The 25,383-nt window shown below is 64.1% G+C and carries 19 protein-coding genes; 9 read left to right on the forward strand and 10 right to left on the reverse strand.

The genetic code is table 11. The features are described from left to right. Positions 1-28: 28 nt before the first annotated feature. From recC to recD, 3 genes are read left to right on the forward strand one after another with little or no spacing between them, the layout of a single operon-like run. Positions 29-3,301, forward strand: a complete 3,273-nt coding sequence (gene recC / locus O4220_RS21390; RefSeq protein ID WP_269607498.1) for an exodeoxyribonuclease V subunit gamma — start codon at positions 29-31, stop codon at positions 3,299-3,301. Next, positions 3,298-6,633 carry a UvrD-helicase domain-containing protein gene (locus O4220_RS21395; RefSeq protein WP_269607499.1) on the forward strand — a complete coding sequence of 1,112 codons (3,336 nt, stop codon included), beginning with the start codon at positions 3,298-3,300 and terminating at the stop codon, positions 6,631-6,633. The genes recC and O4220_RS21395 overlap by 4 nt, the downstream gene beginning before the upstream one ends. Continuing rightward, the gene (gene recD, locus O4220_RS21400) at positions 6,630-8,492 is read left to right on the forward strand and encodes an exodeoxyribonuclease V subunit alpha (protein ID WP_269607500.1); all 1,863 of its coding nucleotides are present in this window, start codon (positions 6,630-6,632) and stop codon (positions 8,490-8,492) included. Before O4220_RS21395 ends, recD begins: the two co-directional genes overlap by 4 nt. A 6-nt stretch (positions 8,493-8,498) precedes the next feature. Here recD and O4220_RS21405 read toward each other — a convergent pair whose 3' ends face one another. The 4 genes from O4220_RS21405 to O4220_RS21420 all read right to left on the reverse strand — a co-directional run bounded on the left by O4220_RS21405 (position 8,499) and on the right by O4220_RS21420 (position 13,134). Continuing rightward, positions 8,499-9,320 carry a TY-Chap domain-containing protein gene (locus tag O4220_RS21405; RefSeq protein ID WP_269607501.1) on the reverse strand — a complete coding sequence of 274 codons (822 nt, stop codon included), beginning with the start codon at positions 9,318-9,320 and terminating at the stop codon, positions 8,499-8,501. Positions 9,321-9,400: 80 nt separating this feature from the next. Continuing rightward, the gene (locus tag O4220_RS21410; protein WP_269607502.1) at positions 9,401-10,606 is read right to left on the reverse strand and encodes a sulfite reductase subunit alpha; all 1,206 of its coding nucleotides are present in this window, start codon (positions 10,604-10,606) and stop codon (positions 9,401-9,403) included. Positions 10,607-10,642: 36 nt separating this feature from the next. Further along, positions 10,643-12,103 carry a DUF2079 domain-containing protein gene (locus O4220_RS21415; RefSeq protein WP_269607503.1) on the reverse strand — a complete coding sequence of 487 codons (1,461 nt, stop codon included), beginning with the start codon at positions 12,101-12,103 and terminating at the stop codon, positions 10,643-10,645. A 50-nt stretch (positions 12,104-12,153) separates the two neighbouring features. Further along, on the reverse strand, positions 12,154-13,134 hold the full coding sequence (locus O4220_RS21420) for a GTP pyrophosphokinase (protein WP_269607504.1): 981 nt from the start codon (positions 13,132-13,134) through the stop codon (positions 12,154-12,156). 91 nt (positions 13,135-13,225) lie between these two features. On the opposite strand from O4220_RS21420, the gene O4220_RS21425 reads away from it, so the two are divergent. After that, positions 13,226-14,200, forward strand: coding sequence for a sigma-70 family RNA polymerase sigma factor (locus tag O4220_RS21425; protein ID WP_269607506.1), 975 nt, complete (start codon positions 13,226-13,228; stop codon positions 14,198-14,200). 11 nt (positions 14,201-14,211) lie between these two features. Here O4220_RS21425 and O4220_RS21430 read toward each other — a convergent pair whose 3' ends face one another. Together O4220_RS21430 and O4220_RS21435 are read right to left on the reverse strand one after the other, a co-directional pair. Next, complete coding sequence (locus O4220_RS21430; RefSeq protein WP_269607507.1) at positions 14,212-14,619, reverse strand: VOC family protein; 408 nt, start codon at positions 14,617-14,619, stop codon at positions 14,212-14,214. A 178-nt stretch (positions 14,620-14,797) separates the two neighbouring features. Further along, a complete protein-coding gene (locus O4220_RS21435) occupies positions 14,798-15,064 on the reverse strand; it encodes a hypothetical protein (protein ID WP_269607508.1) in 267 nt (88 codons plus the stop codon). Positions 15,065-15,333: 269 nt separating this feature from the next. On the opposite strand from O4220_RS21435, the gene O4220_RS21440 reads away from it, so the two are divergent. Both O4220_RS21440 and O4220_RS21445 read left to right on the forward strand, forming a co-directional pair. Next, entirely contained in the window at positions 15,334-16,515 is a 1,182-nt protein-coding gene (locus O4220_RS21440; protein WP_269607509.1) for an NAD(P)/FAD-dependent oxidoreductase, read from the forward strand. A 61-nt stretch (positions 16,516-16,576) separates the two neighbouring features. Next, entirely contained in the window at positions 16,577-17,686 is a 1,110-nt protein-coding gene (locus tag O4220_RS21445; protein WP_269607510.1) for a hypothetical protein, read from the forward strand. Between the two features lie 64 nt (positions 17,687-17,750). On the opposite strand, the gene O4220_RS21450 is transcribed toward O4220_RS21445, so the two are convergent. The 4 genes from O4220_RS21450 to O4220_RS21465 are packed head-to-tail and all read right to left on the reverse strand — an operon-like array spanning position 17,751 to position 22,733. After that, positions 17,751-19,190 carry a GntP family permease gene (locus tag O4220_RS21450; protein ID WP_032379666.1) on the reverse strand — a complete coding sequence of 480 codons (1,440 nt, stop codon included), beginning with the start codon at positions 19,188-19,190 and terminating at the stop codon, positions 17,751-17,753. Then, positions 19,187-19,825, reverse strand: coding sequence for a bifunctional 4-hydroxy-2-oxoglutarate aldolase/2-dehydro-3-deoxy-phosphogluconate aldolase (locus O4220_RS21455; protein ID WP_269607511.1), 639 nt, complete (start codon positions 19,823-19,825; stop codon positions 19,187-19,189). The genes O4220_RS21450 and O4220_RS21455 overlap by 4 nt, the downstream gene beginning before the upstream one ends. Further along, positions 19,822-21,435, reverse strand: a complete 1,614-nt coding sequence (locus O4220_RS21460) for an N-acyl-D-amino-acid deacylase family protein (protein WP_269607512.1) — start codon at positions 21,433-21,435, stop codon at positions 19,822-19,824. The genes O4220_RS21455 and O4220_RS21460 overlap by 4 nt, the downstream gene beginning before the upstream one ends. 14 nt (positions 21,436-21,449) lie before the next feature. After that, positions 21,450-22,733, reverse strand: a complete 1,284-nt coding sequence (locus O4220_RS21465; RefSeq protein ID WP_269607513.1) for an alanine racemase — start codon at positions 22,731-22,733, stop codon at positions 21,450-21,452. Positions 22,734-22,857: 124 nt separating this feature from the next. Here O4220_RS21465 and O4220_RS21470 point away from each other — a divergent pair, with 124 nt between their 5' ends. From O4220_RS21470 to O4220_RS21480, 3 genes are read left to right on the forward strand one after another with little or no spacing between them, the layout of a single operon-like run. Continuing rightward, positions 22,858-23,880 carry a sugar kinase gene (locus tag O4220_RS21470; RefSeq protein ID WP_269607514.1) on the forward strand — a complete coding sequence of 341 codons (1,023 nt, stop codon included), beginning with the start codon at positions 22,858-22,860 and terminating at the stop codon, positions 23,878-23,880. Then, positions 23,877-24,674: an IclR family transcriptional regulator gene (locus tag O4220_RS21475; protein ID WP_269607515.1), complete on the forward strand. Its 798-nt coding sequence runs from the start codon at positions 23,877-23,879 to the stop codon at positions 24,672-24,674. The genes O4220_RS21470 and O4220_RS21475 overlap by 4 nt, the downstream gene beginning before the upstream one ends. After that, the gene (locus O4220_RS21480; protein WP_269607516.1) at positions 24,671-25,072 is read left to right on the forward strand and encodes a RidA family protein; all 402 of its coding nucleotides are present in this window, start codon (positions 24,671-24,673) and stop codon (positions 25,070-25,072) included. The genes O4220_RS21475 and O4220_RS21480 overlap by 4 nt, the downstream gene beginning before the upstream one ends. The last annotated feature ends 311 nt before the right edge of the window (positions 25,073-25,383 follow it).

A 25,383-nucleotide genomic window follows, 5' to 3' on the forward strand; every position in this document is an offset into this window, starting at 1 on the left:
CGCTACGAACAGGCAGGGGATCGCAACGGTGTTGACGCTCCACCGCGCCGAACGCGCAGGAACCCTTGCCGACGCGCTCGCCGATGTCCTGTCCGTGCCGTTGGACGACTGCTTCACGCCCGAGATCGTGTCGGTTCCGGCGAAGGGTGTCGAGCGGTGGCTCACTCAACGACTCTCGAGCACCTTGGGCAGTCCGGACGGTGACGGCATCGCCGCGAACATCGATTTTCCGAGCCCGGCAAGGTTGGTCTCCCGCGCGGTCGACGACATCGACCCGGACGACGACCCGTGGGCAATGGGTCGAGTGCTCTGGACTGCTCTGGGCGTCATCGACGAGTGCCGCACCGAACCGTGGGCGGCGGTGCTGTTCGAGCATCTGGGTGCGGGGTCCGAGGACCACCGTGTAGGACGTCGCTGGTCGACGGCGTCTCATGTGGCAGAGCTGTTCCGTGCGTACGGTTCTCAACGACCTCGGATGCTTCGTGATTGGTTCGCCGGACGGTTCACCGACGGCCTCGGCGGCGATCTCGATGCCGACCTGCAGTGGCAACCGCGAGTGTGGAACCTGGTGCGGGAGCGGATCGGCAGTCCCAGCCCCGCCGAGCGGCTGCCCGAGACGTGCGCTCGGCTACGGGATGCACCGGAATCGGTGGACTTACCGAGTCGGTTGTCGGTCTTCGGTCCCACCCGATTGACGACCGACCAACTCGACATACTGGGTGCGCTCTCGGAGCATCGTGAGGTACACATCTGGGTTCCGCATCCCAGCCCGTCGATGTGGACCGCCCTGGAGAACATTCCCGCGGTGACGCATCGGCGAGACGACGCAACGGCCCTTGCCGTCGAGCATCCGCTGTTGGCCAGTCTGTCTCGAGACGTCCGGGAACTGCAGGCCACCATCGGATCGGTCGTGACCCACTCCGTCCATCACGAGGGCCCCGAGATCGCGAACACCCTGCTCGGCCGGATTCAATCGGACATCGCTGCAGACGTGTCACCGACTGCTGCAATGGAATCCGACGACCACGTGACGACGACGGATGACACGGTCCAGATCCACGCTTGTCACGGACCCGCCCGGCAGGTCGAGGTTCTGCGTGAGTCGCTGCTGCATCTTTTCGCGGGCGATCCGACGCTCGAACCGCGGGACGTGCTGGTGATGTGCCCGGACGTCGAGACCTATGCGCCGTTGATTCGCGCCAACTTCGGGCAGGCTGCGCTGGTGCATCCAGGACACCGCCTGCGTGTGCGACTCGCCGATCGGGGCTTGCGCCGCACCAACCCTGTGCTCGACGTCATCGCGACTGTTCTGGACTTCGCCGAAGGCCGGGTGACGGCGAGCGAGCTGCTCGACTTCGCCGCGAGCGGTCCGGTCCGAGAGAAGTTCTCGCTCACCGACGACGATCTCGAGCGACTCCGCGAATGGGTGACGACCTCCGGTGCCCGCTGGGGTCTGACCGTGAGGCAACGAGAAGCATTCGGTCTGAACGGCTTTCGACAGAATACGTTCAAATCGGCCCTCGACCGCATCCTCCTGGGCGTGGCCGCCGACGAGACCCACAACGAGTACCTCGACCTTGCGCTGCCTCTCGACGACGTCGACAGCAACGACATCGACCTCGCCGGCCGTTTCGCCGAGCTGGTCGATCGGCTCGCCTCGGTACTGCGAGCGCTTGCCGGTCCGGCGTCGGTGACCGAGTGGACGCGGCAACTGGGCCGCGCACTCGATTTGCTCGCCGACGTGCCCATTGTCGACGAATGGCAACTGGCACAAGCACATCGCGAGATCTCCGAGGCAACCGAACACGGCGGATCGGAGGAGCTGCGACTGGCGGACGTGCGCGCCATGCTGGCCAGGAGACTGGCCGGACGACCGACGAGAGCGAACTTCCGTACCGGCGAGCTGACCGTGTGCACCATGGTTCCGATGCGATCGGTACCGCACCGAGTGGTGGTGCTCCTCGGGCTCGACGACGAGGTGTTCCCGCGAGTGGGAAGTATCGATGGCGACGACATCCTCGCCCGCGACCCGGCACTCGGTGAACGAGACATCCGCAGCGAGGATCGGCAGCTGCTGCTCGACGCGGTGATGTCGGCCGAGGAAAAGCTCCTGCTGTTCTACACCGGTGCAGACCCCGTCGACGGTTCGGTCAAGCCGCCCGCGATTCCGCTGCGCGAACTCATGGATGTGCTCGAGGTGACCGCCGGTCGAAGCGTCGAACATCGGCATCCGCTGCAGCCGTTCGATCCTCACAATTTCGAGGCCGAACATCCGTTCAGTTTCGACACCGTCGCGCTGGCCGGAGCGGTCTCGCAGCAACGTGCGCCCCTGCCCGTGCCCCCGTTTCTGCCCGCTGCGCTCCCGCCGGCAGATCGAGGCGATGTGGAACTCGCCGATGTGATCGCTTTCGTGGAGAACCCGGTGCAGGCGTTTCTCCGCCAGCGGCTCGGCTTTCGCGTTCCCGAGCTCGAGGACGACCTGGCAGACAGTCTCGACATCGAGTTGGACCCGTTGTCTCGGTGGAACATCGGCGATCGGATGCTCGCCGCGGTGCTCGCGGGCGGAGACATCGGAGAATTCGCCGACGCCGAATGGCGCCGCGGGACTCTTCCGCCGTTTCATCAGGGCCGACGCGAGATGTCCGACATCCGACAGATCGTCGGAATCATCGCCGATGCGGCCGCGCCGTTCCACGAAGGCCCGGCCGACACCAGAGATGTTGCGGTCGATCTCGGCGACGGACGACGCCTGACCGGAACCGTCACCGGAATTCACGGCCGTGTTCTGGCGCGTTCGTCCTACTCTCGCCTGGCCGCCAAGCATCGATTGGCCGCGTGGGTGCGGTTGCTGGCGGTGGCCGCGTCCGAGTCGGGGGAGTGGAGCGCCGTCACCATCGGACGGGCGAGCGGCATGCGGCCTCCTCGTCGATCGCGACTGACGGCACCGCGCGATCCCCTTGCCACCCTGCGCGTGCTGGTGAATCTGCGCGATCGCGGATTGGCGTCGCCGCTGCCGATATCGACCGGCACTGCATCGGCGTACGCGGAGAAGCGGTTCGGCGGCGGATCCATCGAGGACGGTTACGAATCCGCCACCTGGGCATGGCGAGGAGACTTCGGCGACGGAAACGATCGCTCGCTGCGGTACGTGCACGGTCCGGCCCTGTCGTTTCAGACACTGCTGGCCGCGACCCCGCTCGCCGATGAAACCGAGCCGTCCAACGAGACGAGCCGCTTCGGTATCCTCGCTCGCACACTGTGGGACCCGCTGTTGACGGCCGAGAACATGGGGAACGCATGACCACCGCTCGCGGATTCGATCTGCTCGGTCCGATGCCTACCGGAACCACCGTGCTCGAAGCCAGCGCCGGTACCGGCAAGACCTACGCGATCGTCGGACTGGCCGCGCGCTACATCGCCGAGGGCATTGCCGAGATCTCCGACCTGCTTCTGGTGACGTTCAGTCGGGCGGCAACCCAGGAACTCCGCGACCGCACCCGCAGCAGATTCGCGTCGATCGCGCGTCACCTTGCAGACCCGAAAGCTGCTCGTGCAGAACGAGATCCATTGGTGGTGTTCCTGGCATCGGCCGACGACGCCGAGGTGGACCGCCGTCGCAGGAGGCTGCGCAAGGCGCTGTCGGATTTCGATGCCGGGACCATCGTCACCACCCACAGCTTCTGTCAGCGCATGCTCGACGGGCTCGGAATCGCGGGGGAGCGCGAACCGGAATCGACATTCGTCGAATCCGTGTCCGATCTGCTCGAGCAGGTCGTGGACGACCTGTACCTGCAGATGTTCAGTGGCGACGACGAAGCGCCGGCATTCAGCAGGCGGGATGCGCACCAGTTGGCCTCGGCGGCCGTGGGCGACCAGCAGTCGATTCTGTACCCCGACAACGAGAACCTCGACGGGGACGACGGTCACCGCGAGCCGGCGCTGCGTGTGCGGTTCGCCCGGGAAGCGCGGCGGGAAATGGAACGGCGCAAGCGGCTGCTCGGGGTGCGTGACTACAACGATCTGCTCGGACTGCTGCATTCGGTGTTGTCCGACCCCGTCCACGGTGAGGCCGCCTGTGCGCGAGTGCGAGACCGGTTCCGAGTGGTGTTGATCGACGAGTTCCAGGACACGGACCCGATGCAGTGGGACATTCTGCGACGGGCGTTTCACGGATCGACGACGCTCATTCTCGTCGGTGATCCGAAGCAAGCGATCTACGCATTCCGCGGGGCAGAGGTGCTCAGTTACCTCGATGCGGTGGAATCGGCGGACCATCTGTACGAGCTCACCGCCAACTGGCGCAGTGATTTTGGGCTGCTCGATGCGCTGCACCATCTGTACGGCGGCGCAGCCCTCGGGCATGACGACATCGTGGTTCACCGTGTCGAAGCCCGAAATCCGCCGTCGCGGATGGTCGGACACACCCCGCTGCGGCTGCGCTATCTTCCGCGAACCGGTGCTGGCCCCCTGCGACAGGGGTTTCCGGCAGTCGATCGACTGCGTTCCAAGGTCGCGGCCGACGTCGCGGCAGACATCGTCGAGCTGCTGTCCAGCCGTGCCACGATCGACCGACCCGACAGCCCCCGGGCGATCGAACCGCGAGACGTCGCCGTGCTGACCCGAACTACCAAGCAGGTGGAGCTGATTCGAGACGCGCTGGACGCCGTAGGCGTCCCGTCGGTCGTGTCGAGCAGTACCAGCGTGTTCGGCACCGAGAGTGCCCGACACTGGTTGTGGCTGCTGCAGGCGATCGAGCAACCGCATCGCACCGACCGCGTTCGCCTCGCCGCCCTGACCCCCTTGCTCGGGTGGACTGCCGCTCAACTCGACTCCGGAGCCGAGGATGCTCTGTCCCAGGTCAGCAGCCGGTTGCGTGAATATTCGATACTCTTCGACGAGGCCGGGTTCGCCGCAGTATTCGAGCGAGTGTCGGCCCAGTCGGGGCTCGACGCCCGGCTGCTCGCAGTCGAAGCGGGCGAACGGACCATGACCGATCTGCGGCATATCGCCCAATTGCTCAATCGCGCAGCAGTATCCGAGTCATTCGGAATCACAGCACTCACTCGCTGGTTGACCGACCGCATCAAGGAACCGGCAGCCGGTGGATCCAGCGATCGCAGCCGACGACTCGACAGCGATTCCGCCGCAGTACAAATCATGACGACACACGGCAGCAAAGGGCTCGAATTCCCTGTCGTATACCTGCCGTACGCCTGGGACACGTTGTTCTTCAGCAAGCCGTCGACGCTCCTGCTGCACGAGAAAGGCGACCGGATTCGAGACGTCGGTGGACCGTCAGGAGTGGGCTACGCGGCCAGGAAAATGATCAACGATCAGGAAGAATCAGGCGAGGAACTGCGGCTGCTGTACGTCGGCCTGACCCGTGCCGAGAGCCAGATAGTGCTGTGGTGGGCACCGGGCCGGAATACCGCGACATCGTCGCTGCATCGAATGCTGTTCGGCCGCATCCCCGGGATTCCCCAACCGGAGCCTTTGTACAAGGTGCTCGACGATGCCACCACTGCGAACCGACTCCAGTCCTGGGTCGGGTCCGCTGCCGACATCATCTCGATCGAACCGGTAGGGCCCGGTGCGCCGTCCACGCAGCATTGGGTCAGACCCGAGGAACCACTGGTCGACGTAGCCGCCGCGCGGTTCGATCGAACTCTGGACCTGCTGTGGCGTCGAACGTCGTACTCCGCGTTGACAGCTCACGCTCACGACGCAGCACATGTTCAGCCGGAGGTGGGGGTGACAAGCGAGGCCGAGCACCCAGAGAAGACCGACGAGCCGGCCGAACCTCAGTCGAACAGCGACTACACCGAGGATGCGAGGCTGGAGGGTATCGAGTCACCGATGAACGGCATGCCCGCCGGTGCCGCATTCGGAACACTCGTGCACGAGGCGCTCGAACACGTGGACACCTCCGCTCCCGACTTGCTCGCCGAGCTCGAGCTTCGCTGCAGTGCAGCGGTCGCGTCGCGCATGGCCGAGGTCGATCCGGTGGCGTTGGCCGCAGCCCTTCTGCCGGTGATGCACACGCCGTTGGGCTTCGGGACGCTTGCCGACATCGCGCCTTCCGACCATATGGCCGAGCTCGACTTCGAGCTTCCGTTGGCCGGCGGTGACGATCCGGTGGCGGCGACGGTCACCCTGAAATCCGTTGCGCGGCTGATGCGTCGGCACCTCGACGTTGCCGACCCGCTCGCGTCCTACCCCGATCTGCTCGACGGTATCGAAGAATTACCCCTGCGCGGCTTTCTCACCGGCAGTATCGACTCGGTTCTACGAGTGCCCGGACCGCGCTACGTCGTGGTGGACTACAAGACCAACCGGCTCGCCCGAGGTAATCTGACGACAGGCAACTTCACCCGAGAGAAGATGGCTCAGGAGATGATGCGCTCGCACTATCCATTGCAGGCAATTCTGTATGCCGTTGCGCTGCATCGATATCTGCGGTGGCGTCAACCGGGATACGACCCACAGGTACACCTCGGCGGAGTTCGGTACCTGTTCGTCCGGGGCATGGTGGGGCCGAACACTCCTGCCGGTTGCGGGGTGTTCGACTGGAACCCGACGGCGGCGCTGGTGGTCGAGCTGTCGAACCTGCTCGCCGGAAAGGTGACTCGATGACGAGCGTGACGACCGCACTGCGAGGCAGCGGCCTTCTGCGTACGTTCAACGATGCAGGTGTGCTCACCGCCGCCGACGTGCACGTGGCACTGCGTCTGGGCGCGCTCGCCGGGGAGTCGTCGGAGCAGGTGCTCTTGGCCGCTGCGCTGACGGTGCGTGCCGTGCGATCGGGATCGGTGTGCCTCGATCTTCGACGACTGCGAGATGTGACGGTCGACGAGGATTCCGACGTCGATCCGGGCGCGCTTCCGTGGCCCGATCTCGGCGAGGTCCTCGGCGCACTGTCGGTCAGTCCCCTCGTCGTCGGTAGCGCAAACGGACCGTTGACGCCGCTGAAACTCGTTCACACCGATGAGGGTGAACTCCTGTATCTCGACCGATATCACTTGCAGGAGAGCACAGTTCGTGATGTTCTCGAGCATCGATCGCAGTCTCACCCGCAGTCCGATGCCGCCGAAATCAGCCGCGCTCTGACCGAGCTGTTCGTCGACGAATCGGGTGCGCCCACTGTTGCTCCCGATCGTCAGCGGATAGCGGCAGCCCTGGCGGCGACCCAATGGACCACGGTCATCGCAGGCGGGCCGGGAACCGGTAAGACCCACACGGTGGCTCGGATTCTGGCGTTGCTCGTCCGGGAACACGGAAGCGATCTGCGCATCGGGTTGGCGGCACCCACCGGCAAGGCCGCAGCCCGATTGCAGGAGTCGGTGTCCGAACAAGCGGAGCTCCTCGGACTGCCGGTAGATCTGAAGGCGATGACCTTGCATCGGCTACTGGGCTGGAAGCCCGGCAGCAAGACGAGGTTTCGCCACGACGCTGAGAACCGCCTGCCCTACGACGTCATCGTTGTGGACGAAACCTCGATGGTGTCACTGACGATGATGTGCCGGCTGCTCGAAGCCGTCCGCCCCGAATCACGCTTGATCCTGGTCGGCGACCCGGACCAGTTGACGTCTGTCGACGCAGGCGCGGTGCTGGCAGACCTTGTGGCCCGGCCGGTCACCGGCATCGAGAATCCGGTGCTGGCGCAGCTCGTCGACGAGGATTTCGCCGCCGCGGAGGATCCGGCCGAGGCGGCCCTGAGCCCGTTCGAGCGAAACCGACTGCGCGGCGGCGTCGTGCGGCTCAGTCGAGGCAGACGGTTCGGCGGGGCAATCGCGCAGTTGGCAGTGGCCGTGCGAGACGGCCGGGGCGACGACGTGATGGCGCTGCTCGAGTCCGGCGCACAAGAAATTTCCTTCCATGGCCCCGACGACGTGGATGCGCTGCGTTCCGACGTGATCGACACCGCAGCCGAAGTCACCGCCGCCGCAGCAGCCGGAGATGCCCCCGCGGCACTTCTGGGTCTCGAGAAGCATCGCCTGCTGTGCGCGCACCGCGAGGGCCGATGGGGTGTCGCGCGATGGGATCGGCAAGCGATGGAGTGGGTGGGAGAGCACAGCGGAACGTTTCTCGATCCGGCACTGTGGTACCCCGGTCAGCCACTGTTGGTGACGGCAAACGATCACGAAGCGCGTATATACAACGGTGACACCGGCGTCGTGGTGTTGGGAGACAACGGAACCGCGATGGCAGCGTTCGCCCGCGGGCGCGGTCACGTGCTGATCCACCCGAACGTGCTCTCGTCGGTTCACACGGTGTATGCGATGACGATTCACCGCAGCCAGGGCAGTCAGTACGACACCGTCTCGGTTCTTCTCCCCGCCGAGGCATCGACACTGCTGACCCGAGAGTTGCTCTACACCGCAATCACTCGCGCGCGATCGCACGTGCGGGTGATCGGCACCGAGGACGCCATCCGGGCGGGCGTCGAGCGTCAGGTGTTACGGGCGAGCGGTCTGCGACGAACGATCCTGTAGCTTCGGTCAGCGGCACGCGTGCCGGGCCTCGTTCATCGCGGCGTCGATGCTTCGTGCGACCGAAAGCCAGGTGCGGGCCAGATTGGACCACACAGCCACCGAGTCGTCTCGACCCGCGCCGGCCGACCGACGGGCCTGCCTGGCGGCCGAGCGATGGAGGGCCACGGCACGAGCCGTCAGATCGTCGAGGTCACTGTCGTTGCACACGGATCGAACGGTGTGTGGGTCGACTCGGCGACCTGTCAATTGACACAACGCTTGCAGCGACCCCAGCTCGGCAGGAACCTCGGTGGGCGTCTCGGAAAAGTCGGCCGGAGTGGCGGTCTCGGCTGCCGAGGCGACGAGCCCCCGCTGCAAGTCTCGTGGCCCGGATGACACGCCATCGGCTGCGACGCCCCAGACACTGAGGAACGAGGGGTGCGGAACGTTCCAGATCTCGCGGAACGCACGCGTGATCATCTCGGAAACGAGCGCGGCATCGGCTCGTGAGTCGGTTCGCGTGAGATCGATGACCGATCCGTCGGCGATCGGTTTACCGCGGTTCAGCCATCCGAATTCCACCAACTGCACGTCCATGGCCGACGTCTCCGGGGCGTCCGGGTACAGCAGCGAAGGAATTGCCGCAACGGTGACCAGGACCCCGGTGTCCGTCGCCGCCACATCGATGTACGGCCGCAAACCGCGTTCGCCGGGGCTGGCTTGAGCGGCCGTGACCGTGATGTAGTCCCGTCTCGGGAGGGACCGAAGGCACGCGTGCAGATTCTCGGTGAACGTGGCCCACGCGAGCGCGGTAGTGGAGTCGAAATGGCCGTTCTGCAGTGCGGTCACGGTGCAAACCCTCTTCTCGGACGAGAACTGATGCCTGTGGGTTCAGACGGTAGCGAGGGGGTCCGACAAGAACGCGGGCGTCAGTAGACGTCCCGCAGGTAGCGCTTGGTTTGCTTGAGTTCGTTGACGTAGTCCTCGGCAGCGTCGGGGGAGCGGCCGCCGTGCTCGGCGACGATCTCGTGCAGTGCCTCGTCGACGCCCTTGGACATCCGGGCCGCGTCGCCGCAGACGTAGAAGTGCGCACCTGCCTCGAGCCAGCCGTACAGTTGCTTGCCTGCCTCGATCATGCGGTGCTGCACGTAGATCTTCTCGTGCTGATCGCGGGAGAATGCCACATCGAGTCGACTCAGCAGACCGTCGCGCTCGAACTCGACGAGCTCGTCCTCGTAGAGGAAATCGCTCGACCGATGCTGATCTCCGAAGAACAGCCAGTTGTCTCCCGCGGCACCACGCGCGCGCCGTTCGTGCAGAAATGCTCGAAACGGTGCCACTCCGGTTCCGGGCCCGATCATGATGATCGGGGTGTCGTCCTCGGGCAGGCGGAACGACTTGTTGGCCGACAGGAACACACCTGCCTCGTTGCCGTCGCCGACTCGATCGGCGAGGTACGTCGAACAGACGCCGCCGCGGTCACGCTCGGCCGACCGGTATCGGACGGTGGACACCGTCAGATGCACGGTGCCTTCGTGGGCGATCGGTGACGACGAGATCGAGTAGACGCGATGCTGCAGTGGACGCAGCAAGCCGAGGAATTCGGCGGGATCGAAGGCAGGCGACCGGTCCAGATCGAGAACGTCCACGACGTCACGTCCCCACGTCCAGGCGTCGAACGATGCTCGGTCGCCGTTCTGCAGGACGTGATCGAGTTCGGCGTCGCCGGCATGTTCGGCCACGGCCTCGATCAGGTCCATGGACGGGATACCGATTTCGTACTCCGTCGTCAGCGCCTGTGCGAGCGTGATCTCACCGGACTTGGTGTGCACGGCGGTATCGGCAGGCACACCGAGGCGGTCGACGACGGCCGAGACCAGTGCGGCGTCGTTGACGGGTTTGACGGCGAAACCATCCCCGGCTTGGTAGGCGATACCGCTGTCTCCCAGCGCGATCGCAACGTGCCGAACTTCCTTGGCCGACGTGGGACCGGACAGGCGTCGGTTGCCCAGAATCTGTGCGCGATAGGGATTCTTCCGATTCCACGGTGATCGCTTGGGTGCGGCCTTGGTGGTGCCGAGATCGCCGGTTGCAGCGTCGATGTCCTGTACCTGCCTTGCAATTGCCGTCGTCACGGTCTGTGACGGGTGGAGGGTCGAACCTTCTGAACCCTAGTGGGGACCGCTCGAGCTGCGGTGCAGGGCCTCGATGCCGTCGACCGAGTATGCGACGTCGTACCCGTCGGACAGCGCCCGGTCGATCGCCTGACGGTCGCCGGCCTCGTCCGTCGGCCAGCCGGCCGGCCGCGCCCGATTGACGACGATCCAGTCCGGGACGGTCGAATCGGTGGAGCGTTGGGGAAAGACCGAGACGTCGTGATCGGCGACGAGTTGGGCCACGAGATTGTTCGACGCTGCAACCCGATCATCGGCGGGAATCCACTCCGAGATGTCCCGAGCGGTCGCGGCCTGCGCATCGATCGTCCATTCCTGTGCCTGCACCATGCGCGCCATCGGTAGGAACGGCAACGCCACGACCGCGAACGCGGCCACGAACGCGACGATGTAGTGGCGACCACGTTCGGTGAGCTGACCGTGTCGGTGACTGCGTGCAAACGCGTCGAGCAACGCGATGAACACGATCACCATCAGGATCGCGTTGTAGTGGTAGATCGGCTTCCAGAAGTTTGTGTTGTCGCTGAGAAAGCGCCACGCGACCGTCGGGACGGCGATCAGCAGGAGAGGCGAGCGCAGCGCGAAAAATCCGGTGACCGCGAGCAGCAGAAAGGCGGTGGCCGCCCGAGAATCGCCGGCAACCAAGCCGTGCGCGGTGTCCGCGATGCCCTCACCGAGCGGGGGTAGCTTCGAGCCCTGATCGTACGAATTGTCGGAGCTGAGCATCGGGATGATCACCTTGACGGCGAGAATTACCCAGGTCAGGCCCCATGCAGCTGTCAGTATCCCGAGAATTCGGGTTCGACCGCGCGTCCACAGTGCCACCAGTGCGCCGATCACGACGACCGTCAGCCCCATGTCCTCTTTGACGAAGACCAGCGGCAGAGCCCAGGCCAGTGCGGGCAGCCAATGCTGACGAACCAGGGCGACCATCGACATCGCCAGCAGAGGCATCGCAAACGCCACTTCGTGGAAGTCGAAATTCAGCGCGGCTTGAACGCCCCAGGACAGTCCGAACGCCGCTGCGATCACGACCCCGACCACCGTGCCGAACTTCTGTATCGCCAGCCTGCTGATGGGAATCACGGCCGACGCGAACAACACAGCCTGGGCGATCAGCAACGTCTCGGCATGTGGAAACACCCGATAGACGGGCCCCAGCAGCGAGGTGATGGGTGAGAAGTGATCGCCGAGCGTGTTGTAGCCGGTGCCCAGCAGGTCGGAGGTCGGGGCACGAAACTGTGAGTACGACGCGACCTGTTGGACGAATATCCCCAGATCGAATCCGGATGTGCGCAGTTGCCGATGGCCGAGAACGGACATCGTCGCGTACAGCGATGCCAACACCACGAACGCGAGCGCCGGCACCAAAACCTCGGCAGTACGGAACTTCGTACGCCAGTCGGGGGACGCATTGTCGATGTCGGTGACAACCGTGGATTTCTCGATAGTGGTCACGAGGACCGATGTCTACAGCACGGACGTGAGATGTTCCTGAGAACCGCAGGTCAGCGCTTACGCTTCTTCGCCGGCTTGTGTCGAGGCGGCTGGGAGGTGAGGTGGTAGTAGAGAGCGTCCTCGGAATCCTCGACGACCACGTCGATGTAGTCGCCCACCTCCAGATAATCGTCGACGGCAATTCTGTCCGTCGAGCCGATGACGGCTTTCACCGAACGAGCGGGTACCAGCCCTCGGCGTCCGTCCGGGCCGACTGCGAGGGCGTACCGGGGACCGGTGCGGGTGACCCGGGCACGAATGAAATCCGGATCCTTCGGGATCGGGTCTGCCGCGAGGACGTTGCCATCCTTCGACGCGGCGGTCAACGAATCCAGCTGTGCCGCGAGATCGTCGGCCATTGCATCCACCTGGTCGAGCAGGTGGGCCATGTGTGCGGCGTAGTCGGTGTGTTTCTTGGTGGGCTTGAGTGCCTCGCCAGGCTTGTACATGTCTTCGTGAGTCAGCTCGCCCCACGCGTCCTGTAGGCGTGTCTTGACCTGTACTTCCACTTTCACATCGAGGTCGCCCTGATGCGTGGCAACTCGAACGACCAGCACTGCGTGATATGCGCGGTAGCCACTGGGTTTGGGAAAGGCGACGTAATCGGTGGGTGGTTGCGCGAATCGCACCGAGCATTTCGGGTCGTTGCATGCACGCTCGAGCGCTGCGACGAACGTCAGTTGATCGCGCGGGGTCTTGCACAGCACCTTGATGCCGACCAGATCGGGAAGGGCTTCGGCAACGGCGTCCGCGTCGGTCGGTTCGGTGATCCGGCCCTCGGAGACATAGCGGCGCAATTTGTCGGCGGATCGTCCAGGATCCTTGATGCGCGCCGTCTGCGCGTTCAGTCGATCTCGATCGACGTCTTCGAGTATCTCGTCGGCGATGGTCTCGAGGAAGTTCTGCGCGGTGACGAGCGCGGCTTCCCACGCCCGGCGGCGCTGCAGGTACAGCTCCTCGACCAAGTCGTCGATGCTCGTTGCCGATGTCACGATGCCGAGGTTAACCCAGATATGTGGGCAAACCTTTACGTGGCGCGCATTCGAGCTGTGACGCGCCCGCCTCCGGTCTAGGCTGTGCCGCATGACCGTGGCCTCCGTGCAGCAGGACGACTTCCTCGCGCAGTTCGATCCGTTCCGTCGAGAGCTGCTCGCGCACTGCTACCGCATGACCGGATCGATTCACGACGCCGAGGATCTGTTGCAGGAAACGTACATTCGCGCGTGGCGGGGGTACGCGAAATACGAGGGGCGCTCGTCGCTGCGCACCTGGCTGTACCGAATCGCCACCAACACCTGTCTCACTGCTCTGGACGGTCGATCGAAGCGTCCGCTCCCGACCGGCCTGGGGGCACCGAGTTCCGGCCCTACCGACGAACTCGTACAGAACAACGAGGTTCCATGGCTCGAACCGATCGCCGATTCGGAGCTGGCCGACTCGAGCGATCCCGCCTCCATCGTGGTGGCGCGTGAATCGGTGCGCCTCGCCTTGGTGGCGTCCCTGCAACACTTGTCACCCCGTCAGCGAGCGGTCTTGTTGATGCGCGAGGTGTTGCAGTGGAAGGCGTCGGAAGTCGCCGAGGTTCTCGCCACGACGACGACCGCGGTCAACAGCTTGCTGCAGCGAGCAAGGGAGCGCCTCGACGAAATTGCGCCCGAACTCGACGATGTCGAGCCCATCGGATCCGACGAGCTGCAGGAGCTGCTGACGCAGTACGTGGAGTGTTTCGAGAACTACGACATCGACCGCTTGGTCACTCTGTTCACCTCGGATGCGGTGTGGGAGATGCCGCCGTTCGTCGGGTGGTACCGGGGTGCCGAGACGATCGGGTCGTTGATCCGACACAACTGCCCGGCAAGTGGCGCGGGCGACATGCGAATGGTGCCCACGTCAGCCAACGGTCAACCCGCATACGGGCTCTACATGCTGGGCGAGGACGGTATCCATCGGGCGTTCCAGCTGCACGTCCTCGACGTCGATGCCAGAGGGGTCGGGCACGTGGCCTGCTTCTTCGATCTCGCGCTGTTCGATCGATTCGGCCTTCCCGACCGCCTCTGAACGACTGCTGGTCAGCTCTGGGGAACCGCAGACGGGTCCATCCACATCACTTCCCAGACGTGGTTGTCGAGATCTCGAAATGCCCGGCCGTACATGAAACCGTGGTCTTGGGGCTTCATCCACGATGACCCACCTGCAGCGATCGCGGCGTCGGTCAACGAATCCACTTCATCGCGGCTGTCGGCCGAGATGCACATCAGGACCTCGCGAGCCGAGCCCGTGTCGCAGATCGAGTCGGAGATGAAGTCCTCGAAACGAGATGTGTTCAGAAACATCACCGTCGCCTGGTCGCTGACGATCATCGAGGCGGTGTTCTCGTCGCTGAATACGTCGTTGAAGGCGAACCCGAGCCCCTCGAAGAACGAACGGGTTGCGACGACATCTCGAACGGGCATATTGGCGAACAACATACGTGACATGGGTACACCTTTTGTGTGGGAGCCGGCTGCATGAGACCGTCGAGCAACGGTCTTGCTTCTACTGACAGCTGCCGTTCCGAAAAGTCACCGGGCACACCCCTGCCGACACGACGCGACCCCGCCGAGCGATGCTCGACGGGGTCGCGGACTGCGAAGCTGAAAGGGGGAGTGTGAAGCGTTACCGCGTCATCTGTGCAAGACGGGACAGCATCCGTGAGAACACATGGCCGTCGTTGCCGAGATCGAGGTAGGCATCGGCAGCGGAATCCGAGGTGGTGTCGGACGTCGCCGCGGCGAGGGTGCGCGCCATGCGCGTGCGACGCTCGATGGCGTCGAGGATGGTGGCGTCGAGCGTTGCCACATCGTCGAAGAGCTGGTCGACGTCGGTTGTTGCAATGTCGGCGGTGTCGGTGCCAATTGCCAGCGAATCGATCTGAACAGTCACATCGTCTCCTTTTGTTCGCGTCCTGAGGTGTGAGTCGTTCTGCCGAACGGAACCGTTACAGCCCGACTCGAGTTAAAACGATGTTTCGTCGCCCAGTCCAAGATGCCCACTCGACCGGCCTGGGCCAACCTCTCGAGGGTGTGATGCTCGATACAGTCCGGTCGGTTCCCCCGACATGCAGATATTCCTGGCCCGCCTGCCCGCGGGATTGTGACCGCACCGTTCCGGGTAGCCCAGTGTCGAATCACGTCGACATCGAGGAGTGAACGATGCAGTACGACTACCTGATCATCGGCGGGGGAATGGTTGCCGACAGTGCCTCTCGCGGGATCCGCGAGCACGACACCACTGGCTCCATCGGCATTCTCGGGGCGGATTCCGACGAGCCGTACACCCGGCCCGCGCTGTCGAAAAAGCTGTGGACGGACTCGGACTTCGGTCGCGATCAGGTTCCGCTCGGCACTGCCTCCGACACCGATGCGCAGGTGCACACCGGAACTCGGGTGGCGTCGATCGACCGGTCGAACTCCTCGGTGACGACGGACGAGGGAGAACGCTACGAGTACGGGACTCTGCTCCTGGCAACGGGAGCCGAACCGACGCGAATCGAGCTCGCCCCCAGTCCGCGGGTGGTGTACTTCCGCACCTTCGCCGACTACCGGGCACTGCGTGAGTTGACGAAGACCGCCGATCACATCGCCGTGGTCGGTGGCGGATACATCGGCACCGAGATCGCCTCTGCCCTCTCTCTTCAGGGTGTGAAGGTCACTCTCGTGACATCCGACGACGTAGTCGGTGGGCACATGTTCCCGCCGAGCCTGGCTGCCGTTTTCGACAAGGGATTCGCCGATCACGGAGTGACCGTGCGCCGAGGAACGAAGGTGTCCTCGGGTGCCGAGGCGTCGGCTCGCGTCCAGCTCCAACTCGACGATGGTTCCGCACTGGAGGCGGACGGCGTCGTATTCGGTCTCGGTGTGCGGCCGAGCACCGAACTGGCCGGCGCTGCCGGGCTGGCAGTGGAGGACGGCATCGTCGTCGACGAATTCTTGCGGACCGAGGACGACCATGTCTACGCGGCCGGCGATGTTGCGAACTATCCCGACGCCATTCTCGGCCGCCGACGCGTCGAGCACGTGGACAACGCCACGGAGATGGGCAAGGCCGCCGGACGCAACATGGCCGGCGCAGCCGAGCCGTATAGGTACACCCCGTACTTCTACTCCGATATCTACGACGACGGATATCAGGCCGTAGGCACGCTGTCCACGTCGATGAGCACCGTCGAGGACTGGAAGTCGGTCGGCAAGGAGGGCGTCGTGTACTACCTCGACGACGAGGCCGTAGTTCGCGGTGTGCTGATGTGGAACGTCTGGGAAGGTCTCGATGTGGCGCGCACGCTTCTCGCGGACAAGAAGCCGCAGACCGAGGAATCGCTCCGCGGGCTGATCTGAACTTCTGGAACACTCGAAGGCGAGCGGACCAGCGACGGTTGGGCCTGATCTAGGAGAGACGATGTCCGAGTTCGATGGCAGTGGGTCGGCCGAGCAGCGCGCCCGACTCGACGACGAAGTGCACAGCCGCTGTGCCGACTGCCGGTTACCCGGACATTCCGAGCCGCTGTCCGACCCGGCCGCCATCGCTGTCGCGGCCGGGCGGGTGGACGAGTCCACGCGAGCAGTGCTGATCAACCGATGGCACTCCGGCCGCTCGCTGCCGTCGATCGGGGGGTTCGGCACATTGCGAAATCTGGTCGACGAGCGCGATCGATGGCTCGCCAAGGACACGACGAGCAAGCCAGGATCGGCGCTGGTGTACCGAGTACGGGTTGCCGAGTTGAACAAACGCATCAACCATCAGCGCACCACCGTGGTGATGTCGAATCGGCACTACGCCACCGGAGTGCGTGCGGCACGGAAGGAGCGTCGAGAAGGTCTGCATCTCGATCTCGATCAACGGGATTCGGTCTTCGACGCACTGATGAGGACGCCTGCACCACGCCGGTTCGGTCCGGTTGCGGAGCGCGGCCTGTCGTTGGTGGACGCGGCCACGGATCGCGTGAGCATGCTCGCGCGCCGAACTCCTGTGGGTGACCGGGTCGAGTGGGCAACCGGCGTGGTCGATCAGCTCGTCGATCGCAAGGACGATCGGTTCGTCGATCGATACGACACTCTGCTGTTTCTGGCGGGAACATCGTTCGACCGAGTGCGCCGTTCGCCGGCATGGCAGTCCACTTACTTCGAGATTCAGCGCAATCAACTCGACCTCTTCGTAGAGCTCACCGAGATCTCGGTCGACGCCACGTCCCTGCGAACGGTAGCGACCGAGCTGAACCGGATCGGTGAGACGATGGTCGACGAGGAGACTGCCGCTCAGGTCGAATCGCGCCGTGGCGCACTGGAAGTGGTATGGACACAGTTGACCGGTCGGGTGGCCGCGCTTGTCCGCCTGGCAAATCTCGTCGAGTCCTCCGAAAGCGAGGCTCGAACTTCCGACGCGATGACTCGTGCCCACAGCCTGGACGATCGGATCGACGATCTGATGGGCCGATCGGGTAGCCGCGAAATGTCTGCCGAGAACACACATTTCGTCGGTGATCAGGTTCGGACACAGTGGCGCGATTGAGTGCCGCCGGAGGCTCAGTGGCGCGATTGAATGCCGCGCAGGGCACCCAACCGCGCCACCGGCTCTAGGCGATGATCGCGAAGAGGATTCCCGCGACGGCGAAGCTGACCACGGACAGGATAGTCTCGAGGACCGTCCACGTCTGCAGTGTCTGTTTGACGGTGAGATTGAAGAATTTCGAGATGATCCAGAATCCGCCGTCGTTGACGTGGCTGGCGATGATCGAGCCCGCTGCGATGGACATGGCGATCAGCGCAACGGCTGGGGCGGAGTAATCCTGGGCTGCCACCAGTGGTCCGACGATGCCGCCGGTGGTCACGATGGCCACGGTTGCCGAGCCCTGGGCGACCCTGAGCGCACAGCTGATGATGTACGCCAACACGATGATGGGAAGACCTGCGGCCGCCATGGTGTCGGCCAGGGCCGTGCCGATACCTGTGGCGGAGATGACCTTTCCGAAGAACGCGCCTGCGCCGACCACCAGGAGCAGCATGCCCACCGGACGAAGCGACTCTCCGGTCAGCTTGCTGAGTTCCTGGACCGTGGATCCGCGTCGAATACCCAGCACGTAGAACGCGATCAGGACTGCGATGAGCAGCGCGACGGCCGGGGTGCCGAAGAACGTCAGTACTTCGAGTAGGTTGCCGGGATCGAGCAGGATGCTGCCGAACGTGGCACCGAGGATCAAGACCAAGGGAACGGCGATAATTGCGCCGATGGTTCCCACCGACGGCGGCGTCGTGATCACCGGACGCTTTGTTGCTACCGTGCCGGCACCACCGCCATCTGCGGTCGTGTCGTCTCCGTCGTTGATGAAGTCCTCGGGAACGTCGACGATGATGCGCTTGCCGATCCAATTACCCCACACCAGGCCCGCGGCGATGAAACCGGGAATGCCGCAGATGAACCCGAACAGGATGAGCCATCCCAAATTCACTTCGAGCAAGCCGCCGAGGGCAACCGGCCCGGGATGCGGCGGTAGGAAGGCGTGCGTCATGGACAGACCTGCCAGCATCGGCAGCGCGTAGAGGACCAGCGACTTTCCGCCCTGGCGTGCCGCGACGTAGACCAGTGGAGCCAGCACGAAAATGCCGATGTCGAAGAACACCGGAATGCCGAAGATCAAGCCCAACAGGCCCATTGCTATGGGTGCACCGCGTTCTCCGAACACCCCCAGGAGTTTTGCGGTCAATGCCTGTGCCCCACCGGACTTTTCGAGTATCGCGCCGAGCACGGTACCCAATCCGATGATGACCGCGATGTGCCCGAGGATTCCCCCGAAGCCGGTTTCGAGCAATGACTCGTTGCTCTTGATCGCAGTGCCGACTATCTCGTTGACCGGCAGACCGGCGGCGAGGGCCAGCCCCAGACCGACGATGAGGAGCGCGATGAACGGTTCGAGCTTTACCTTGATGATGACTACCAGCAGCACGGCAATTGCGATGCCGCACAGTACGAGTAGACCTGGTGTAGAGGTTCTGAGCCAGTCGACCACTGAATTCATGACGAGCCTTCCTTGATGTCTGCGCTGATAGCTGCCACGAACGCCTCGGCTCGTGCAGTGATGTCGTCCCACTGGGCATCGGCGACCGATGCCGGTGGAACCACATCGGTGCCTGCGGTCACGGCCACGGCACCGGCCGCGAGGAACTGGGCGGCATTGCCTGCGTTCACGCCGCCGGACGGAACGAGTTGGGCGTCCGGAAATGGACCGAGCAGATCCTTGAAATACGCCGGCCCGACAGTCCGTGCTGGAAAGACTTTGACCACGTCCGCCCCGAGATCGAGGGCGGTCATCACCTCGGATGGGGTGAGAGCTCCCATCATCAGCGGGATCCCTGCGTCCGTGACTACCGCGGCGACCTCGGGTCGTAGCCCGGGTGTGACGACGAACCGCGCGCCGGCGTCTACCGCAGTCCGCGCTTGATCGGCGGTCAGCACGGTACCGGCCCCCACGATGGCACCTGCATCCGACGCGGCCCGGATCAATTCGAGAACTCCCGGTGTGGTGAAGGTCAGCTCGAGTGCGCGAATTCCCCCGCGCGCGAGCGCATCTGCCAGCGCCGCGGGATCGGATATGCGCGGGGCACGGACCACCGACAGTGCGCGGTCCTCGAGAATTGCCGATAATGCGTTCATGACGTCTGCTTTCGGGTCGCGTCCATGCGCAGGGCGTGGCCTGCCAGTGAGTGGGTGGAGCTTCGATCGTCGATGGCAAATGTGCCGTTCACCATGACGTGGCTGATTCCCTCGGCTTGTTGTTTCGGGTTCTCGAAGGTGGCGGTATCTCGCACGGTCACCGGGTCGAACAGCACGAGGTCGGCTGCATGGCCTTCGGCAATCGTGCCGCGTCCGTGCAGTCTCAGCCGTGCAGCCGGGCGTCCGGTCAAGTGATTGATGCAGTCCTCGAGCGTCAGCAATTGCTCGTCACGCACGTAATGACCGAGGTAGCGAGGAAAGGTGCCCCAAGCGCGAGGGTGCGGTTTTTCGCCCACCAGAATGGCGTCGCTGCCACCCATGTGGTGTGGATGCGCCATGATCTCGCGCACGTTCTCCTCGTGCCCGACGTGCTGCAGAATGGTGGTGGCCAGCGCATCGCGGCGAAGGAAGTCGAAGAACACGTTCACCGGTGAGCGTCCTTCCTCGGACGCGATGTCGGACATCGTGCGGCCGACGTAGCGATCGAGTTCGGGATTGGCCACACCACTGAGCTGGATCGTGTCCCACTCGACCGTGACTCCATGGCAGCCGTCGGAGCCGTTCACGTCGACATCCCGCTCGATGCGTCGCCGCATGTCCGGATCGTCGAGCCGTTCCAGGGCTCGGTCCGGGCCGCCGGACATCGCCCAGCTCGGCAGTAGCGCAGAGAGTGTGGTGGCTCCAGGCAGGTACGGGTACGTGTCGAGGGTGACGTCGCATCCGTCGGCGATCGCGGAGTCGACGCGGTCGAGGAACTCACGTGCCCTTCCACGATTGACGCCGAAGTTCATCGTGGCGTGCGTCAGATGCAGCGCGCATCCCGTATCCCGGGAGAGATAGAGCATTTCCTGGTAAGCGTCGAGCGCTCCGGCACCGTACGACCGGGTATGTGGCGCGTAGAACCCACCGAACTCGGCGACGACCTCGCACAGTGCGCGCAATTCGCTTGTATCCGCGTACATTCCGGGCGTGTAGGTCAAACCGCTCGACATGCCGACAGCGCCCTCCTGCAGGCCCTGCGCCAACAATTCCTGCATGTGGTCGATCTCGGACGGCGTCGCCGGTCGTTGGTCCGCACCCACCGCGAGGTAGCGCAAGGTGCCTTGAGGGACGAGATACGCAGCGTTCGGGGTGATGCCCTGGTCCAGTCGCGCGAGGTACTCCGAGACCGACCGCCACGAAAAGTCGAGGTCGACGGGATTGCCGTTCCATCCGGCGATCTGACGTCGCACCACATCGAGTGTGGCGTCGTCGATCGGCGCGTAGGCGATGCCGTCCTGCCCGATGACCTCGGTTGTGACGCCCTGACTGATCTTCGGGAAATGATCGGGGTCGGTCAGCAGTCGAAGGTCGGAATGGGCGTGCATATCGATGAACCCGGGGGAGAGGACCTGACCGGGCGAGGCGTCGACGATTCTGTCGGCCCCGGGCACAGTTCCGGGCTCGACGATCGACGCGATGACACCGTCGCGCACGAGGACGTCGCGCCGCAGTCGTGGCGATCCGGTGCCGTCGATGACGTCGGCACCTCGAAAGAGAGTACTGGGCATAGGATTTCGGCTCTCTAGAAGAATGTGTGAACGAGATCGACCACTCGTGGGTCGTCGCTGTCCGCGTCGTCGATCACGGGAACGAGACGCCATTTGTCGAATGCGGTGCAGGGATGAGACAGCCCCAGTCGAACCACCGACCCGACCGGCAGTGCCGCCGCGTCTTCTGCCGGTAGTCGTAGGAACGCATGTTGGTCGTTCAGAGCGGTCACCTCGGCTCCTGGGTCGAGCAGCTCGTTCCCTCTGATGTGTTGCGGCACGGGCATTCCCTCGTCGAACGGGAAGTCCCTTTTGCCTGCGTCGAGCAATGCGAGACCTGGCTCGGGGCGGGAGACGGCGCGCGCCCATCCGTGCATCGCCGACGTCAGTGGCGCGTCGGTGCGGGCGGGAGTGAGTGGAGAAATCTGTGAGTAGAAGCCGTCGTCGTGCACCACGTATGCACCCGAGCGAAGCACAACGTCGGTACGTACGCCATCGTCAGTGGTGAGCGAATGCAGTCGCTCGACAACGAGATCTTGATAGGCACTGCCGCCCGCGGTCACCACCGCGTGCTCGCCGTACAGCCCCTCGGCGTCGAGTGCGCGATGGAGGTGTGCGACCTGGGCGAGATACCTTCGGACTGCCTCGAGGCCGTCCTCGGAGCGGTCGTGGCTCAGTGCTCCCTCGTAACCGCCGACGCCGGCCAAGGTCAGGCGTGACGACGCCGCGATCGTACGGGCAACGGACACTGCTTCCTCGATTGTGCGTGCGCCGGTTCGGCCGTGTGGACCACCGAGTTCGACGATCACCGGAATCTGGCGCTGCCCCTGTGTCGCCAGAATGCGGTCCATCTCGTGCACCGTCGCGACACTGTCTGCCCAGCAGTAGAACTCGAACGTGGGATGTGAATCCAGTTCGGCGGCAACCCACGTCAACGCGACGGGGTCGATCTCGGCGTTGGCGAGGACGATGCGTCCGACCCCGAATGCGCGTGCCACCTGAACTTGCCACCCGGTCGCGAGGGTGATCGCCCAGCTTCCGGCATCGAGCTGCTGTTTCCACAGTTGAGGGGCCATCGACGTCTTGCCGTGGGGCGCGAGCAGCACCCCCGCGCGTGCCGTCCAGTCGGCCATGACCGAGATGTTCGACGCCATACGCGCACGATCGAGGGTGAGCACCGGGGTCGTGAACTCGGAAAGCCGGGGAGACGTGGCGAGAAAGCTCTCGACGGTATGACCCCACGACCGTGGGGGAAGCGATTTGTGCTCGGGCCCGAGGGTTCGTCGACTCAACTGCTCGACGGCATCCGTGTCGATCACGTTCGTTCCTCCATGGAAAGATCCTGTTGCGTTGCATATTATGCAACGGTGGTTGCGCAATATGTTGATGCTTTGTAGTCTGCAACGGCAAGCAGCCTTCCCGCAAGACCTCGAGGAGATCGACGTGAAAACACCCCGAGCGGTGTGTGTAGGTGAGGGCCTCGTCGTTCTGGTTGCCGAACCGGGTCCGCTGGAGAGCTCGGGAACGTTCCATCGCACGTCCGGCGGTGCCGAAGCGAACGTGGCCAGGGTCTTCGCGCAGCTGGGAGTCGACGCCGCGTGGGTCTCTCGGGTCGGCAACGACGGATTCGGCCGGTACCTGGTCCGGCAATTGGCGGACGCAGGCGTCGATACTTCGGGCGTAGCGATCGACGACGCGCGCCCCACGGGCATGTACATCAAAGAACGTGGCTCGGGTTCCGGTGACCGATACGACCTCGCGTCCGGAGAGAGTGCGATGACCTACTTCCGTGCCGGATCGGCCGCGAGCGCACTGTCGCCCAGCGAATTCAACGAAGTAGCTTCGGATCTGGTGTCCCGAGCCGACCTGATCCATTTCACCGGAATCACAGTGGCCATCTCGGACAGTGCGGCCGAACTGACCAGAGCATTGATGGACCGATCCACCACGGTCAGCTTCGATCTGAACTATCGGCCGGCGCTGTGGAAGTCGCGATCGGGTACCGCCGCGGACGTACTCGGCGAGCATGTCCGCGGAAGTGATGTGGTCTCGATGGGGTCCGACGAAGCGGCGCTGGTGTTCGGGACGTCGGATCCGGCTGAGTTGCGTGAGATGTTCCCGCAACCGCAGCACTTGGTGATCAAGAACGACGCGCACACCGTGACCGCGTTCGAGGGCACCACTCGTTTCGATGTGCCGGCACTGAAACTCGATGTCGTCGAAAAGATCGGTGCGGGAGATGCTTTCGCGGGCGGTTACTTGACCGGATTGCTCTTGGGTAGGGGCGCCGTCGAGCGTGTTCGGTTCGGCCACCTCTGTGCGGCGGGTGCGCTCGCCGGGCACGGAGACATCGCGTCGGTGTTGCCCCTCGATGTGCTGACCCGGTTGGCCGAACTCGACGACGCCGAGTGGGCGACACTGGACTATGCGGCCACGGCCGCCCGCCGTTCGGTGGTGCCTCGGTGAGTCAGAGTCTCTCGCGGGCGCTGACTATCCTCGGCTTGCTCGGCGACGGATCGAGATCGCTGGACGAGCTTGCAACGGTCCTCGATGTGCACAAGACCACCGTGCTGCGGCTACTTCGCACGATGGAAAGCGACCGATTCGTCCAGCACGATGCAGAGCACCGGTATCAACTCGGATCGAGACTGTTCGAGTTGGCCAACCGCGCACTCGAACAGCGCGACATACGGAGCATCGCCCGGCCACACCTGGCCGAGCTCAACACGATCACTGGTCAGACCATCCACCTGGCAACCTACGAAGCGGGTGAGGTCATCTACATCGACAAGTTCGACGCAAAACAGAGCGTGCGGATGTATTCGCGGGTCGGAAAGCCTGCGCCGTTGCACTGCACAGCCGTCGGGAAGATCTTGATCGCTGCACGCCCACAGGCAGAGCGTGAGCAGATTGCGCAACGCATCACCTACACGCCGTTCACCGAACGAACCATCAGAACGGCCGAGCGATATCTGCGGGAGTTGGACCTCGTCCTCTCGCAAGGATTCGCCGAGGACCGCGAGGAGCACGAGTCGTTCGTCAACTGCGTCGGCTCCGCTGTACGCAATGGCACCGGTGATGTCGTGGCTGCCGTATCGATGTCCGTGCCCGACATGCTGCTCGACCATGAACAGGTGCTGGCTGCGCTGCCCGAAGTGCAACGGACGGCCGCAGCGATTTCCGAGGGGCTTGGCTGGCAGCCGCAGGAACACCAGGACCGTACGACAACCGACAAGAGCCCGATGGAAGGAAAACAATGAGCGAGAAGATCGAAATCCGCACCACAGGTGCCCCGGCACCGGCCCACACCTTTTCCCAGGGGGTGAGGAAGGGGCCGTTCGTGCAGGTATCAGGACAGGGACCGGTGGATCCCGCAACCAGCGAATACCTGTACCCGGGCGATGTGGCTGCGCAGACCACTCGCACTCTCGAGAACGTCAAAGCCATCGTCGAGGCCGGCGGTGCGACGTTCGACGATGTCGTGATGCTGCGCGTGTACCTGACCAAGCGTGAGGACTTCTCGATCATGAACGACGCTTATGGCGCTTTTGTCTCCGCAAATACCTCCGGCGCCGTGCTGCCGAGTCGCACCACGGTGTTCACGGGACTCCCGAGGGAAGAGATGTTGGTCGAGATCGATGCCGTTGCGATCGTCTGACGGAGCTCTCACTCGGTCGCCTGGTCAGATGTTCACGCAGAAATTACATCTGACCAGGCGATTTGCGTATGTGTTGGTCTTCGCGTAACTTTTGTCGAGTCAGAGCGACACGGACACCGACCCGGTCTTCACGGACAGGGACAACGAGGTTGTACGGAGTGTGCACTGAACAACCCAGGCAAGGCTTGAAAGTAATCAGCCATGTCTGGGGTTCGAGCGTGTAAGCCCCGGCGTTACCGTATGAACGGTGGCAATGGTGTGTGCGTGTTCTTTGAGAACTCAACAGTGTGTCGATGAATGTCAGTGCCGAA

It is taken from the genome of Rhodococcus ruber, from assembly GCF_027270735.1.
GTDB lineage: Bacteria > Actinomycetota > Actinomycetes > Mycobacteriales > Mycobacteriaceae > Rhodococcoides > Rhodococcoides rubrum_A.

What these genes read in the sequence shown, in the direction of transcription:
- O4220_RS21455 (WP_269607511.1), bottom strand. Translation starts at nt 19,825, where the DNA reads ATGAACGCATTATCGGCAATTCTCGAGGACCGCGCACTGTCGGTGGTC.
- O4220_RS21480 (WP_269607516.1), top strand. Translation starts at nt 24,671, where the DNA reads ATGAGCGAGAAGATCGAAATCCGCACCACAGGTGCCCCGGCACCGGCC.
- O4220_RS21395 (WP_269607499.1), top strand. Translation starts at nt 3,298, where the DNA reads ATGACCACCGCTCGCGGATTCGATCTGCTCGGTCCGATGCCTACCGGA.
- O4220_RS21460 (WP_269607512.1), bottom strand. Translation starts at nt 21,435, where the DNA reads ATGCCCAGTACTCTCTTTCGAGGTGCCGACGTCATCGACGGCACCGGA.
- O4220_RS21445 (WP_269607510.1), top strand. Translation starts at nt 16,577, where the DNA reads ATGTCCGAGTTCGATGGCAGTGGGTCGGCCGAGCAGCGCGCCCGACTC.
- O4220_RS21430 (WP_269607507.1), bottom strand. Translation starts at nt 14,619, where the DNA reads ATGTCACGTATGTTGTTCGCCAATATGCCCGTTCGAGATGTCGTCGCA.
- recD (WP_269607500.1), top strand. Translation starts at nt 6,630, where the DNA reads ATGACGAGCGTGACGACCGCACTGCGAGGCAGCGGCCTTCTGCGTACG.
- O4220_RS21440 (WP_269607509.1), top strand. Translation starts at nt 15,334, where the DNA reads ATGCAGTACGACTACCTGATCATCGGCGGGGGAATGGTTGCCGACAGT.
- O4220_RS21450 (WP_032379666.1), bottom strand. Translation starts at nt 19,190, where the DNA reads ATGAATTCAGTGGTCGACTGGCTCAGAACCTCTACACCAGGTCTACTC.
- O4220_RS21425 (WP_269607506.1), top strand. Translation starts at nt 13,226, where the DNA reads ATGACCGTGGCCTCCGTGCAGCAGGACGACTTCCTCGCGCAGTTCGAT.